Source organism: Romboutsia sp. (assembly GCF_051659545.1).
Lineage (GTDB): Bacteria > Bacillota > Clostridia > Peptostreptococcales > Peptostreptococcaceae > JBOFOR01.
In genome coordinates, this window is the sequence record NZ_JBOFOR010000301.1 from 1 (window position 1) to 15,294 (window position 15,294).

A 15,294-nucleotide genomic window follows, 5' to 3' on the forward strand; every position below is an offset into this window, starting at 1 on the left:
TCTAAGACTCAAAATAGTAATACTGTTACAACTTATGTAGTCTTAGGAAAAATAACAGTAGTTAAAAGTGTAGATAAATCAATTGCTACACTAGGCGATGAACTAACGTACACAGTAACATTAACTAACGTAGGAAATGTTATAGATAATAATGTATTCTTTAAAGATACACCTTCAATAGGATCAACATTTAAAGCAGGCTCTATAAAGGTTAACAATGTAAGTCAACCTACGTTTGACCCAACAGTTGGATTTAGTCTAGGGGATATTGGTATAGGTTATGTAGTAGTAGTAGAATTTAAAGTAACAGTAACTTCAGTACCTCCAACTAATGAAGTAACAAACCAAGCAGTAGTAAATTATAAATTTGTAATAGATCCAAAACAACCACCATACAATGAAACTACTAATTCTAATATCGTAATAACTACTATAGCTTATGGTAATCTAAATGTAACTAAAATAGTTAACAAACAATATGCAACAATAGGAGAAAAATTAACTTATACAATTACAATAGTTAATACAGGAAATATTAACTCAACCAATGTAGCATTTATAGATAATACCCCTCGTAATTCAATGTTTGTTCCAGGATCTGTAACTATTAATGGAACCTCTTATCCAACTTATAATCCATCTGTTGGTTTTAATCTAGGTACAATGATACCAGGTCAGATAATTAATGTGGTTTATCAAGTTCAAGTTGTTGATTTATGTTAGTATTTAAAATATAAATTCAATATACCATTATAATAAACAAGGTGATTTCTGTAAGCTATAGGAGTCATCTTGTTTTAATAGAATAAAAAAAGCAACTTATATGGTATATCTAAGAATTAAAAAATACATATAAATAAATTAGTATAATTGACATCAATAAACTAATCCTATACTATTACCTATAATAAGAAAAGCAATGAAGAGAAATAGTAAAAATACGACTTTTAAACAGAGAGTACCCGTTTGGTGAGAGGGGCATGAAATAGTATTTTGAACACATCTTAGAGTTGAGTACCGAAATAAAAGTAGGCCACTTCGGGAACTGCCCGTTACAGCAGGAAAGTATGATTGTACTTATTAAGGTTAATATCGTGAGGTATTAATAAATAGAGGTGGAACCACGTGAGATAACTCCCGTCCTCTAGCTTAGGCTAGAGGCGGGATTTTTTGTGCTTAAGTAAAGCAAAATTTTGTATTGAAAAGGAGGGGCAAAAGTGGATTTTTTAAAAATACAGGATGAAATTAATTATTCTAAAAAAAGATACAAAATAAAGCGTGAAATTGAAGATATGTTTATAGAAGAAGATTTTGCACAAATAGAGCCATCAATATTTGAAGAATATGACGATTTTACATCAATAAATAAAAATATAGCAAAAGAATCAATGGTAAAAGTACTAAATGGAAGAGTTCTAATACTTCGAGCAGACATTACAACAAATATTATAAAAAGTTTAATACCAAGGTGGGAGGAGGATTTAAAACTAAAGCTGTTTTATAACTCTACAATTTACAGAAACAAGCAAACTACAATAAAAGAATTTAGAGAAATAGGTTGTGAATACTTAGGAGAAGCATCAATAGATGCAGAGATAGAAATAGTAGAAATGGCTTTGAAAATATTAAATAAGTACAGCAACATATATATTTTAGAAATAGGAATGAGCAGTTTTATAAATAGTTTTTTAGAAGAAATTAATTTAACGAAAGAGGAAGAAAGAACAGTTAAAAATTTAATCTACAAAAAGAATAAGAGCGACTTAAATAGTTACGTTGAAGAATTAAATATAAAGGAGGAGGAAAAAGCTCTACTTACAAATATTTTATACCTGCAAGGTAACCTAGATCAAATAATTGAAAAAGCTTATAAATTTAACTTAAGCAACAAGATGAAAATAGCCATAAATCAATTAATAGAAATAAAAGATAAAATAGAGAAACTCGGATATCTAGAATATATAAACTTTGATTTATCTATGACTACCTTACTAGATTACTACGAAGGAGTAATAATTAGAGGATATTACCCAAGTTCATACAAAGAGATTATAAGAGGTGGGCGATACGATTCCTTGACAGAAGAATACGGCAAAAAAGTTCCAGCAGTTGGTTTTTCAATAAATTTAGATGAGTTGGTGAAGGTAATATAATGGAGGTGGCTATGGATTATATAACAATTGCACTATCAAAAGGAAGACTTGGAAATGACGCTTACAAAAGGCTAAAAGCAATGGGAATAGGAGACTGTATAGACTTAGATTCAAGAAAGCTAATTTTTAAGGATGATAAAAATAAAATAATTTACATTCACGTTAAACCTTCTGATGTGGTTACTTATGTAGAAAAGGGAGTGGCAGATTTAGGAATAGTAGGGAAAGATATTATACTTGAAAATGAAGGTGATGTATACGAAATAGAAGATTTAGGCTTTGGAAAATGTAAGTTTTCAATAGCAGGGTTAAAAGGGAAAGAAAGTATTAGAAAAGACGAAATTTTAAAAGTGGCAACAAAGTATCCAGAAATAGCAAAAAAATACTTTAAGGAAAGAGAACAAAAAATTGAGATTATAAAATTAAATGGCTCAGTAGAACTAGCACCCTTAGTAGGATTGTCAGATATTATTGTTGATATAGTAGAAACAGGAAGTACTCTAAACGCAAATGGACTAGAAATTATTGAAGATATGTATGATATAAGTGCCAAGTTGATTTCTAATAGGGTTAGTTATAAGTTTAAATTTCAGAAGATTCAAAATATACTGAGTATGTTTAAGGAAGTTGAAGAAAAGTTAAGCTTAAATAATTAAGCTTAGAGAGCTAATAATAAAGTAATCAACAATAGCTAATCGAAGGAACTAGTGCAAATAGATACTATAAATTAAAAAGGAGAGATATAATATGGAAATGGTAAGAGAAAGTATGGATTTTGTGAAAGATAGTATAAAAGGACTAAAAGGTTATATTCCTAATAATGTAATCTGTAGTATAAAACTTGATGCAAATGAAGGCAAATGCAAAGCTTACAAAGACTTATGCAAAAATATAAATATAGATATGAGTCTTTACCCTGATGATGAGTACAAGGACTTAAAAGACAAAATAAAAGATTACGTAAATGCTAAACCATCTAACATAGTAGTAGGAAATGGTTCAAGTGAACTAGTAGAGCTTATAATAAAAACTTTTGTTGATAAAGATGAGGTTATATTAAGTTTCGTGCCTACCTTCAGTATGTATGAGGTTTTTGCAACTGTAAACTCTGCACAGTTTGTAGGGGTTGAGTGTAATGAAGATATTTCAGTAAATATAGATAATGTAATAGAAAAGGCAAAAGAAGTAAATCCAAAATTAATATTTTTGTGTAACCCAAATAACCCAACAGGATACTTAATGAAAAAAGAAGAGATTATTAAAGTAATAGAAAATACAGATTGTATAGTAGTTTGTGATGAGGCTTATATTGAATTTGCAGATACAAATGAATCAATGATAGATGAAATTTTAAACTATGATAGATTAATAGTACTAAGAACTTTCTCGAAAGCTTTTAGCCTAGCAGCCTTAAGAGTTGGTTATATGGTTGCCAATGAAAATCTAGCAACAATAATAGATACAGTAAGACCTCCTTACAATCTAAATGTCATATCTCAATATATAGCAACTAAGGCAGTAGAAGATACAAAGCCTGTATTAGAATATGTAAAAATAGTAAAAAAAGAAAGAAACTTTTTAATGGAAGTATTTGAAAATTTAAATATAAAAGCTTATGAATCAGGTGCAAATTTTATCTATTTTGCTTCAGATATAGAAAATTTATCTCAAAAACTTATTGATGAAGATGTTTTAATAAGAAGCTTTGGAAGTTACTACAGAGTAACTATTGGAGATGAAAATGAAAATCTAGCTTTTGCAAAGGCACTTAAGGCTATTGTAAAAAAGGAAAAGTTATAATATGAGAACTGCCAGTGTTGAGAGAAAAACTCTTGAAACAGATATAAAACTGTACTTAAATCTTGATGGTGAGGGAGTAAGTGAAATAAACACAGGGATAGGATTTTTAGATCATATGTTAACTCTTATGAGTTTTCATTCAGAGATGGATTTAAATTTGATTTGCAAAGGTGATTTAATAGTAGATGAACATCATACTGTAGAAGACATAGGAATAGCTTTAGGAGAAGCTTTTAAAAATGCAATAGGAGATAAAAAAGGAATAAAAAGATACTCCAATATTTGTATACCGATGGATGAAGCACTATGTCAGGTGGTACTTGATATAAGTAATAGATCTTATTTAGTTTTTAATATAGACTTTGAAAGAGAAAAACTAGGGACTTTAGATACTCAAAATTTCAAAGAGTTTTTTAGAGCTTTTGTAAATGAAGCTAGGGTTACTCTCCATATAAATCTTTTATATGGAGATAATGACCATCATAAAATAGAAGCTGTATTTAAGGCTTTTGGAAGAGCGTTAAAAGAAGGTAGTAGTGTGGTTTCTAAAAGAATAGTTTCTTCAAAGGGGGTATTGTAGTGAATATAATTGTAGACTATGGACTAGGTAATTTAAGTTCTGTATATAGGGCTTTTGAAAAAGCTGGTATAGAAACTAAAATATCTAGTGATATAGAAGAAATAAAAAATGCAAAAACTCTTATACTTCCAGGAGTAGGTGCTTTTAGAGATGCTATAAATTCACTTTATGACTTAGATTTAGTTTCAGTTATAAAAGAGCATGTTGATAAAGGAAAATACTTAATTGGTATATGCTTAGGTATGCAATTACTTTATGAAAAAAGTTATGAATATGGAGAATATGAAGGCTTAGGCTTAATAAAAGGAAGTGTAGAAAAATTAGATATAAAGTTAAAAGTTCCTCATATGGGATGGAACAACCTTAAGTTTAATAAAGATGATGAAATACTTAAGTATATAAATGAAGATGATTATGTATATTTTGTTCATTCTTATTATATAAATTCTTCTAATGAAGAGCTATTAGCCTTTGCAGAATATGAAAAAACTATCCCTGGCATAGTGAAAGATAAGAATATTTACGGAATACAATTTCACCCAGAGAAAAGTTCTAGTGTAGGAGAAAATATACTAAAGGCTTATGGGGAGATGATAAAATGATAATATTTCCAGCTATTGATATAAATGAAAATAAATGTGTAAGATTATCTCAAGGAGATTTTAACAAAGTAAATGTATATTCCAATAGCCCATTAGATATGGCTAAGACATGGAGAAATAAGGGGGCTGAGTTTCTTCATATTGTAGATTTAGATGGAGCAAAAAGCGAAGATATAATAAATAAAGAATCCATAGAAACTATAGTAAAAAACATAGATATCCCTATTCAAATAGGAGGAGGAATTAGAAGTAAGGAAAAAATAAAAAATCTATTAGATTTAGGCGTAAATCGAGTAATACTTGGAACTATGGCAATAGAAAATAAGGAACTACTAGAAGAACTTGCAAAAGAATACAAAAACAAAGTAATAGTATCTATAGATGCTAAAAATGGAAAAGTAGCCCTAAGAGGTTGGAAAGTAGTAAGTGAAATTGATTCAATTGACCTATGCAAATACTTAGAAAGCATAGGAATACACACCATAGTATATACGGATATAAGCAAAGATGGAATGTTAGAAGGACCAAACTTTGACATATACAAAGAACTTATGGAGAAGACTTCTTTAAATATTATTGCTTCTGGTGGAGTAAGCAGCGTTGAAGACCTAAAGAAATTACAAGAAATGAATATGTACGGTGCAATAATCGGTAAAGCACTTTATGACAATAGAATAAGTTTAGAGGAGGTGTTAGAATGCTTACGAGAAGAATAATACCTTGCTTAGATGTAAGAAATGGAAGAGTAGTCAAAGGTAAGCAATTTACAGATATAATCGATGTTGATAGTCCTGAAGCTCTAGGACAATTTTATAGTGAATGTGGAGCAGATGAACTTGTATTTTATGATATAACTGCTTCTAATGAAGAAAGAAAAACCTCTTTGGAATTTGTCTCAAAAGTTGCCAATAACATAAATATTCCTTTTTGCGTAGGGGGAGGGGTGAGTACTTTAGAGGATTTTACCTCTATACTTAGAAAAGGAGCAGATAAGGTATCTATAAATTCAGCTGCAGTAAAAAATCCACAATTAATAAGAGAGGCATCCTTAAAGTTTGGTGCTCAATGTGTTGTATTATCTATGGATGTGAAAAAAAACGATGAAAACTCTTGGAGCGTATACGTAAAAGGAGGAAGAGAAAAAACAAAATTAGATGCTATAAAGTGGGCAATAAAAAGTGTAGAACTAGGAGCGGGAGAAATAGTTGTAAATAGTATAGATGAAGATGGTATGAAAAATGGGTACGATATAGAATTATTAAGGCAAATCTCAAAGTCAGTAAATGTTCCAATAATTGCTTCAGGTGGAGCAGGAATATGTGAACATTTCTATGAGGTTATAGATTATGCCAAGGTAGATGGAGTATTGGCTGCTTCTGTATTTCATTTTGGAGAAATAAAAATAAATAACCTTAAAAGTTATTTAAAAGAAAAGGGAGTAGAAATTAGAATCTAGAAGGGGGAAAGTAATGAGTGATTATTTAGTAGATAATAAAGATAAAATAGAAGAATTACTAGAAGATATAAAATTTGATGAAAAAGGATTAGTGCCAGCTGTTGTTCAGGATATAAAAACTAAAGATGTAGTAATGATGGCTTACATGAACAAAGAATCTATAAGAAAAACTTTAAAAGACAAGGTGGCTTGCTACTATAGTAGAAGTAGAAGTGAGCTTTGGATAAAAGGAGAAACTTCAGGAAATATTCAAAATCTAAAGGGTTTTTATTATGATTGCGACAAAGATAGTATACTACTTTTAGTAGAACAAGTTGGAGTAGCTTGCCATACTGGGGAGTATTCTTGTTTTCGCAATGCAGTCATACCTTACGACAACCATGATATTATTAACCAAGTATATGAATTAATTAAAAATAGACAAAAAAGTCCTAAGGAGGGTTCTTATACAAATTATTTATTTGAAAAGGGATTAGATAAAATACTTAAAAAAGTAGGAGAAGAAACCAGCGAAGTAATAATAGGAGCTAAAAATAAAGATAAAAATGAATTGGTTTATGAAATTAGTGATTTAATATATCATCTTTTAGTATTAATAGTAAATGAAGATCTAAAGGTAGAAGATATAAAAAAAGAACTTGAAAATAGAAAAAAATAATTGATAAAATATGTTTTGAAGTTATAACCGGGGGTAAATATATACTATAACTTCTTGAGCTTATTGCAAGCAAAGATAGCTGATGATCCCCCATACAGCTATCTTATTTTTTTTGCCATTGAACCTATTAAAAAGACGAATTTTTTTATTGATATGCTTTACAAAAATCGTTCAATAGATTACTGTTAAATTATAGGTAAAATTTAGAAAAATCAAAAAAAGGGGGGCGTAATGTTGAAAAAGTATATAGGTGAAATAGGATTGATTTTAACAGCAGTTATTTGGGGTAGTGGATTTGTAACCATGCAACTAGCACTAGATAACGGATTTACTCCTCTTCAAATTATTACTATGAGATTTTTTATAGCTGCTGTGTTAATAAACACAATATTCTTTAAACAAATCAAAGCTAATATAACAAAAGAAGCAGTAAAAGCAGGGAGCATAATAGGGGTATTTTTATTTATAGCTTTTGTAGTTCAAACAATAGGTCTTGTATATACAACGCCATCTAAAAATGCATTTATAACCGCGGCTAATGTAGTCATAGTACCTTTTATAGGATTTATAATTTATAAAAGAAAACTTGATAAAATAGGTATTATAAGTAGTATTACAACTCTTGTTGGTATTGGGATATTATCTTTACAAGCTGATTTCTCAGTGAATATCGGAGATTTTTTAACTTTAATATGTGCATTTGGGTTTGCTTTTCATATATTCTTTACTAGTGAATTTGTACAAAAACATCACCCTATGGTATTAATAGGAGTACAATTTACTGTTACTTTTATACTATCTTTTATATCACAAATAGTCATGGGTGAAGGTGCTATATCTGGAAATCCTGCAGGATATGTAGGAATACTTTATTCTGCTATATTCTGTACAACAGTAGCTTTTTTGATGCAAACTATTTGCCAAAAGAAAGTTGATGGTACAAAGACTGCAATAATACTAGCAACTGAATCTGTATTTGGAACAATTTTCTCAATAATAATACTTAATGAAGTAGTAACTGTAAGAATGATTCTTGGATGTATAATTATATTTGTATCAATAATAATGGCTGAAACTAAGTTTTCTTTCTTAAAAAAGAAAGATACAAAATTAGAGCCAACAGCTATAGATGCAGCCAATGAAGATTAATTTAGGGGGGACACTATGTATTTAGATGATATTACTTTAAATTTTATTCAGCCTTGTACTACAGATTCACTTAGAATACGTATAAAGGCAATTTTATCAAGAGATATTAGCAAGGTATTTCCTTATTTAAACACTCATTTGAAGAATGGAATATACAATAAAAATGCAAATACCTTTACTTTTAATAAAGAACATAAAATTATTACTATATATTCTGATAATGTAGCTATTGCAAAACTACTTAATGAAACGGATGCTTTTGAGACTTTAGATTATTTAAAAGATATAATAAATGAAGTAGATAGTAAAAGAGATGAAATAGAACCATCTTATGAAATGATAAAACTTCCAAGTCCACTTGAACTATACACTTATTTACCTAAATTAAATTGCAAAAAATGCGGTCATCCAACATGTTTAGCATTTGCAACAAAGGTATTAAATGGGCAAGAAAAGGTGAAGAAGTGTTTACACTTATATGAAAAGCACAATAAAGAAAACTATGAAGAAGTAGAAAATATGATTTTGTTATTGGGATATGAAATATAAATATTCAAAAGGCATATAAATAAAATAATATAGAGAATAAATAAAGCCTCATTAATTATGAGGCTTTATTTATTTGATTAAATTTTAAAATAGTAGAAAATGTTATAATTTGTTGGAGAAATATGTAATAAAAATAATTGAAGAAACATAAATCTTAACATTGTAAGATAGGGAAATATATATATAATATTTATATAAGAAAATAAAATAATACAATTTGGAGAAATTAATCATCAAAGTATGTAATATAATCGGGTAACATTTCTATAAGTTAGTATTAAGATTGAAAAACATTAGGTAATACTGCTAGATTATATATCTACACTAATGCTTTATTTTTTTTGCAAACAAATTTTTAGGGGGATGGCGACATGAATATAAATAATTTAAAAATTGGTAAAAAACTAGGGGTGGCATTTTTTGTAGTTATACTTATAACTTCTATTTCAAGTATTAGCGCATTAAATAGTCTAAGAAAAGCAGGGAATTTAAGTAATAAATTATTCACTGGTCCCTATGTATCAACAAGTGAAACCATGGGATTTCGTAGAGATGTACTTAAAATAGACCAAAGTCTTGCAAATGCGGGATTAGATGCTGATATAAATGAACTAGATTTTTATGAAAAAGATGTTGAGGCAAGCTTTAATAGTATGGAAAAAAGAATAGCTAAACTTGAAGAATCTTTTGAAGATAAAAGAGGGATAGAAGATCTTAAGAACTTAACGATAGAGTTAAAGAGTGAATCAAATAAAATTGTACAAGTATTAGATAAAGGAGATTTTGCTCAGGCAAAAAATATGATAACAAATGCAGATAGCCCATACACAAATGCTTTTTATAAGATTCAAGATGAATCAATAAAACTTTCTGAAATTGCAGAAAAGGATGGAATACAATTTGATAAAACATTAAAGAAAAACCTAGGAACATCAATGATAGTTTCAATAGCAATATTTATTATTTCAGTACTAGTAAGTATATTTATATGTATTTATATAACAAGAAAATTAAAATATCCAATTAAAGAAATTGAAATAGCAGCAAATAAAATAGCCATAGGTGACTTTAATGTAGATATAGAATATGAAGGAGAAGATGAAATAGGATCTCTATCTAATAGTATGCGACAAGTATGTAGCCAAACAAAATTAGTTGTAGAAGATACAGTTAGAGTATTACAAGAAGTTGCAGGTGGTAATTTCAATGTAAATACTAAAGTAAAATACATAGGGGCATTTAAGAGTATTGAAAAATCAGTACAACAAATTACAAGTGACTTAAGTGATACTATGAATCAGATAAATCTATCAGCACAAGAAGTAGGACAAGCTTCAGAACAAGTAGCAAGTGGTTCTCAAATGTTGTCTCAAGGGGCAACAGAACAAGCTAGTGCTATAGAAGAACTATCAGCAACTATTATAGAAATTTCAGATAAAATTAAAGATACAGCAACTAATGCAAATAAAGCAAATAGATTAACTTTAAGTGCAGGAGCAGATATTGAAGAAGGAAATGAACAAATGGGTAGCATGGTAAAATCTATGGAAGAAATATCAATAACTTCAAATGAAATAAGCAAGATAATAAAAACCATAGATGACATAGCCTTCCAAACAAATATACTAGCATTAAATGCAGCAGTAGAAGCGGCACGTGCAGGAGCAGCAGGGAAAGGTTTTGCTGTAGTTGCTGATGAAGTAAGAAATTTAGCGGCAAAATCAGCAGAAGCAGCTAAAAATACATCCGTACTTATTGAAAGTTCAATAAAAGCAGTTAATAATGGAACTAGAATTGTAAATAATACAGCAACATCTCTTCAAAAGATAATAAAAAATACAAATCAAACAGCCTTAATAATTGAAGCTATAGCAAAAAAATCTGAAGAAGAAGCCAATGCTATTACACAAGTTACTTTAGGTCTAGAACAAATATCAGAAGTAGTACAGACAAATTCAGCAACAGCGGAAGAAAGTGCTGCAGCTAGTGAAGAATTAAGTGGTCAAGCTAAAATGTTAGAGTCACTTATAGAACACTTTAAACTAAAGTAATATACTAATAAATTCTATAAATAAGAAAGGTGACTTTTATGTAAAGTCACCTTTCTTATTTAGCAATATATTTAACTAATAATAGCGGTGTAAAATCTAATATAGTTGATATTTATTAAATTTAGATAGTTGTTTCAAAGACTTTAGTAAGGTAAACTTAAAATAGATAGAATTTACAAAAAAATAGAAATGGAGGTAAATTATGATTTCTAGAGAAATAGCTTCAATGGTGTTGGCAAAATGCTTAGTAACAGGTGGAGATTTTGCAGAAATTTTTGAAGAAGATAGTATAACAAATTCAATAGCATTAATAGATAGTAAGGTAGAAAATGCTCTTGGAGGACGGAGTTATGGAATAGGTATAAGGATTTTTAAAGGTTTTAAAAGTGTATATGCATATACAAATGAAAATTCTTTATCTAGCCTTTTAGATACAGCTTACAAAGCAGCACTAGCCCTTGGTCAACTTAAAGAAGAAATTACTGTAGTATTAAACAATGATAAGGTAGCAAATACTTTACACAATATAAAGTTTTATCCAAGCAGTATAGATTACACTAAGAAAATAGGTGTTATGAAGGAAGCCTACAAAAGTGCAAAAGACTACAGCAGTGAAATTTCTCAAGTTAAGGTTTCCTACCTTGATAAAGAACAAAGAATTCTTATAGCAAATAGTGATGGATTATACACAGAAGATGAAAGAGTTAGAACTAGATTATCAATTAGTGCTATAGCATCAAAAGGAAGTGAAAACCAAACAGGATTTGAAGGTCCAGGAAGATTAAAAGGCTTTGAAATGTTTGAAGAAATAGATCCTTCTTACTATGGAAAAGAAGCTGCGAGAGTAGCACATACAATGTTACATGCTAGAAACTGTCCAGCTGGAAATATGCCTGTAGCAATAGACAATGGGTTTGGTGGAGTAATATTCCATGAGGCGTGTGGTCACTCTCTAGAGGCTACTTCAGTAGCTAAAGGAAATTCTGTATTCACTGGAAAACTAGGGCAGCAAATTGCATCAAGCAAGATTACAGCAATAGATGATGGAACTTTAGCTAATCATTGGGGTTCAAGTAATATAGATGATGAAGGGAATCTAACTAGAAGAAATATTTTAATAGAAAATGGAATATTAAAGTCTTATATGATAGATAAATTAAATGGTAGAAGAATGGGAATGGAGCCAACAGGAAGCTCAAGAAGACAAAGTTATAAGTATGCTCCAACTTCAAGAATGACAAATACCTACATAGCATCAGGAGAAGATTCTCCACAGGATATAATAAAATCAATAGATAATGGACTTTATGCAAAAAAAATGGGCGGTGGCTCTGTAAACCCTGTTACAGGAGAGTTTAACTTTGCAGTATCAGAAGGATATATAGTTAAAAATGGAGAAATTCAAGAACCAGTAAGAGGAGCAAGTCTAATTGGTAAGGGAAGTGAAGTTCTAATGAATATTGATATGGTTGGAAATAATCTAAAGCAAGGTCAAGGTATGTGTGGATCATCTTCAGGTAGTATAGAAGCTAACGTAGGCCAACCTATGATAAGAGTTAAAGAAATTACTGTAGGCGGAAGATCGGAGGAATAATTATGGAATTTAATATTTTTAAAGAAAAATTATTTGAAAAAGCCTTAAGCGAAGGTTTTAAAGAATGTGAAGTTTACTATCACAGTGGGGAAAGTTTAAATATATCAGTTTTTAAAGAGGAAATAGAAAAGTATAGCCTTGAAAAATCTTTTGGATTATCTTTTAGAGGAAAAATAAATGAAAAAATAGGATATTCATACACGGAAATACTTGATGAAGATGCTATAGAGATGCTTGTTACCAATGCCAGAGCCTCTATTCTTGTAACAGATAATGAAGATGTTCAATTTATTTATGAAGGTGATGAAAATTACCAAGAAGTAAAAACTTACTCAGAAAAATTAGATAATATAGAAGCTTCTAAAATAATAGATTTAGCTATGAACTTAGAAAAAGAAGCTAAGAATTATTCCTCAAAAGTAATAAATACAAATGGTTGCAAAGTGGTTTACACATCTTCACAAAACGGGATATACAATACCAAAGGACTTAATCTAAAGGACAAAAGCAACTTGTTATATGGATATGTAGTGCCTGTAGTAGAAGACAACAATGAAAAACAAGATGGAATGGGGTATTTAGTAGCTAATTCTTTTGAAGATATAGATGCAAAACAAGTTGCAAAATACGGTGTAGACGAAGCACTTTCAAAAATTGGTGGAAAAAGTATAAAATCAGGTAAATATAAAGCAGTAATATTAAATGAAGCTATGGTTTCTTTAATGGATACTTTTAGCCAAATCTTCAGTGGAGATGCAGCTCAAAAAGGACTTTCATTACTGAAAGGAAAAGAAGGAGAAAAAGTGGCAGCGGATATAGTAACAATAGTAGATAACCCATTGTTAGATTTTGGTTTAGCCTCTCATTCTTTTGATGATGAAGGAGTTGCTACTTATAAAAAAGAGATTATATGTAGTGGTAAATTAAACACTTTACTTCATAATTTAAAAACCGCACATAAACAAGGAATAAAAACTACTGGAAATGGATTTAAAGCAAGTTATTCTTCACCAGTAGGTGTAGCTCCTACTAATTTTTACCTTGAAAAAGGAGAAAAGTCAATAGACGATTTAATGAATATTATAGGAGAAGGAATACTAGTTACTGATTTTGCAGGGCTACATTCTGGAGCAAATGCAATTAGTGGAGATTTTTCCTTAGCGGCAAAAGGATTTTATATAAAGGATGGTAAAAAAGATTTTCCTATAGAGCAAATAACAGTAGCAGGAAATTATTTTGATTTACTAAAAAATATTGAAAATATAGGAAATGATTTAAAATTCCCATTAAATAATGTAGGCTCTCCATCAGTTATAGTAAGGGAATTATCAATAGCTGGAAAAGAAAAATAATTTATTTTGAAAAATATAAACAACTTATATTAAAAAAGTTTCAACTATATCAGTAAAAAAATGGTTGAATATTTTTATCAATTAGTGCTAGAATGATTTTGGATACAAAATTACTTTAGCACCTTTTGGTGTATTAAAAGATTAAAACCTATTTTCAGTGAGAATGAGTTGTAATCGCAAAGAATATAGCCTAATTTCTTTATACTTATGAAAAGTAATAAAAAAAAATTAAAATTTATTGTTTAATAGAAGAAGCATGGGGTATATATAAATTATAACCAATTAAGCTGTAAATTTTAATGAAGGCTAAAATTTATACATAAAAAATAAAGGGAGGGTATTATTATGAAGAAATTTGTTTGTACAGTATGTGGATACATGCATGAAGGAGAAACTGCACCAGAATTATGTCCAGTTTGTAAAGTAGGAGCTGAAAAGTTCCAAGAAGTAAAAGGTGAAATGGTATGGGCTGACGAGCACAGAATCGGAGCAGCTGCTGGAGTAGATGAAGAAATATTAGAAGGATTAAGAGCTAACTTCACAGGAGAATGTACAGAAGTAGGAATGTACTTAGCAATGAGCCGTCAAGCAGATAGAGAAGGATATCCAGAAGTAGCAGAAGCATACAAGAGAATAGCATTTGAAGAAGCAGAGCATGCAGCTAAGTTTGCTGAATTATTAGGTGAAGTAGTAGTAGCAGATACAAAAGCTAACTTAAAAGCAAGAGTAGAAGCAGAATACGGAGCTACAGAAGGAAAATTAAAAATAGCGAAAAGAGCTAAAGAACTAGGACTAGATGCTATACATGATACAGTTCATGAAATGTGTAAAGATGAAGCTAGACATGGTAAAGCATTCTTAGGATTATTAGAGAGACATTTTGATAACAAATAATTTTATAAATTAAATAAAAAAGTGGAGAAGGATTTATCTTTCTCCACCTTTTTTATTTGAGGTATAACTAATTTTTAAAATTATAAAGTGATTTTAGAGAATTTTAAGTAATAAATTTTGAATAAAAGGTAATGCAGAATTAAAATTTAACGTTAATTATTTTCATAAAAATGATTTTTGGTTATATAATTTTCATATAAGTGATTATTATAGAATTAGATTAAAGGATATTTGGGGTATAACAAAGAATAAGATGAATAAATCAAGTAATAATGAAGAAGAAGCTAAATAGCTAACCCAATAACTACATAATCATACATAGATAATTATGTAAAGTATAGTTGGGAGATAACCGCCTATATGTATCAAAAATAAATGAAAGGGGGAATAACTGAGAGTTTTTGCAATAAATTAATGTTTACAGAGAGGTGGAAACATGGAAAGTAAGCACAGTTT

Annotated in this window: 15 protein-coding genes and 1 other annotated feature; all 15 genes read left to right on the top strand. The window is 29.5% G+C overall.

Features of this window, described 5'->3' with window-relative positions; all coding sequences use genetic code 11:
* Positions 1-723 (top strand): DUF11 domain-containing protein (locus ACRC03_RS17870; RefSeq protein WP_438653960.1); only part of this gene is annotated, 723 nt, incomplete at its 5' end.
* A gap of 187 nt (positions 724-910) precedes the next feature.
* Positions 911-1,148: a binding site (T-box leader), on the top strand.
* Between the two features lie 69 nt (positions 1,149-1,217).
* The gene (locus ACRC03_RS17875; protein WP_438653961.1) at positions 1,218-2,153 is read left to right on the top strand and encodes an ATP phosphoribosyltransferase regulatory subunit; all 936 of its coding nucleotides are present in this window, start codon (positions 1,218-1,220) and stop codon (positions 2,151-2,153) included.
* Positions 2,154-2,164: 11 nt separating this feature from the next.
* Positions 2,165-2,809 (top strand): ATP phosphoribosyltransferase, encoded by a 645-nt coding sequence (hisG, locus tag ACRC03_RS17880; protein WP_438653962.1) that lies wholly within the window; start codon positions 2,165-2,167, stop codon positions 2,807-2,809.
* Positions 2,810-2,900: 91 nt separating this feature from the next.
* Complete coding sequence (gene hisC, locus ACRC03_RS17885) at positions 2,901-3,953, top strand: histidinol-phosphate transaminase (protein ID WP_438653963.1); 1,053 nt, start codon at positions 2,901-2,903, stop codon at positions 3,951-3,953.
* Between the two features lies 1 nt (position 3,954).
* The gene (gene hisB, locus ACRC03_RS17890; RefSeq protein WP_438653964.1) at positions 3,955-4,533 is read left to right on the top strand and encodes an imidazoleglycerol-phosphate dehydratase HisB; all 579 of its coding nucleotides are present in this window, start codon (positions 3,955-3,957) and stop codon (positions 4,531-4,533) included.
* Complete coding sequence (gene hisH, locus ACRC03_RS17895) at positions 4,533-5,135, top strand: imidazole glycerol phosphate synthase subunit HisH (RefSeq protein WP_438653965.1); 603 nt, start codon at positions 4,533-4,535, stop codon at positions 5,133-5,135. The genes hisB and hisH overlap by 1 nt, the downstream gene beginning before the upstream one ends.
* The gene (gene hisA, locus ACRC03_RS17900; protein WP_438653966.1) at positions 5,132-5,851 is read left to right on the top strand and encodes a 1-(5-phosphoribosyl)-5-[(5-phosphoribosylamino)methylideneamino]imidazole-4-carboxamide isomerase; all 720 of its coding nucleotides are present in this window, start codon (positions 5,132-5,134) and stop codon (positions 5,849-5,851) included. The genes hisH and hisA overlap by 4 nt, the downstream gene beginning before the upstream one ends.
* The gene (gene hisF, locus ACRC03_RS17905; protein ID WP_438653967.1) at positions 5,833-6,591 is read left to right on the top strand and encodes an imidazole glycerol phosphate synthase subunit HisF; all 759 of its coding nucleotides are present in this window, start codon (positions 5,833-5,835) and stop codon (positions 6,589-6,591) included. Before hisA ends, hisF begins: the two co-directional genes overlap by 19 nt.
* A gap of 13 nt (positions 6,592-6,604) precedes the next feature.
* Positions 6,605-7,249, top strand: coding sequence for a bifunctional phosphoribosyl-AMP cyclohydrolase/phosphoribosyl-ATP diphosphatase HisIE (hisIE, locus tag ACRC03_RS17910; protein WP_438653968.1), 645 nt, complete (start codon positions 6,605-6,607; stop codon positions 7,247-7,249).
* A gap of 231 nt (positions 7,250-7,480) precedes the next feature.
* Complete coding sequence (locus ACRC03_RS17915) at positions 7,481-8,398, top strand: DMT family transporter (RefSeq protein ID WP_438653969.1); 918 nt, start codon at positions 7,481-7,483, stop codon at positions 8,396-8,398.
* A 15-nt stretch (positions 8,399-8,413) separates the two neighbouring features.
* Positions 8,414-8,947: a (Fe-S)-binding protein gene (locus ACRC03_RS17920; RefSeq protein ID WP_438653970.1), complete on the top strand. Its 534-nt coding sequence runs from the start codon at positions 8,414-8,416 to the stop codon at positions 8,945-8,947.
* Between the two features lie 371 nt (positions 8,948-9,318).
* A complete protein-coding gene (locus tag ACRC03_RS17925) occupies positions 9,319-10,998 on the top strand; it encodes a methyl-accepting chemotaxis protein (protein ID WP_438653971.1) in 1,680 nt (559 codons plus the stop codon).
* Between the two features lie 202 nt (positions 10,999-11,200).
* Complete coding sequence (locus ACRC03_RS17930) at positions 11,201-12,592, top strand: TldD/PmbA family protein (protein WP_438653972.1); 1,392 nt, start codon at positions 11,201-11,203, stop codon at positions 12,590-12,592.
* A gap of 2 nt (positions 12,593-12,594) precedes the next feature.
* Entirely contained in the window at positions 12,595-13,944 is a 1,350-nt protein-coding gene (locus ACRC03_RS17935; RefSeq protein WP_438653973.1) for a TldD/PmbA family protein, read from the top strand.
* A gap of 345 nt (positions 13,945-14,289) precedes the next feature.
* Positions 14,290-14,838: an NADH peroxidase gene (locus tag ACRC03_RS17940; RefSeq protein WP_438653974.1), complete on the top strand. Its 549-nt coding sequence runs from the start codon at positions 14,290-14,292 to the stop codon at positions 14,836-14,838.
* Positions 14,839-15,294 lie beyond the last annotated feature (456 nt).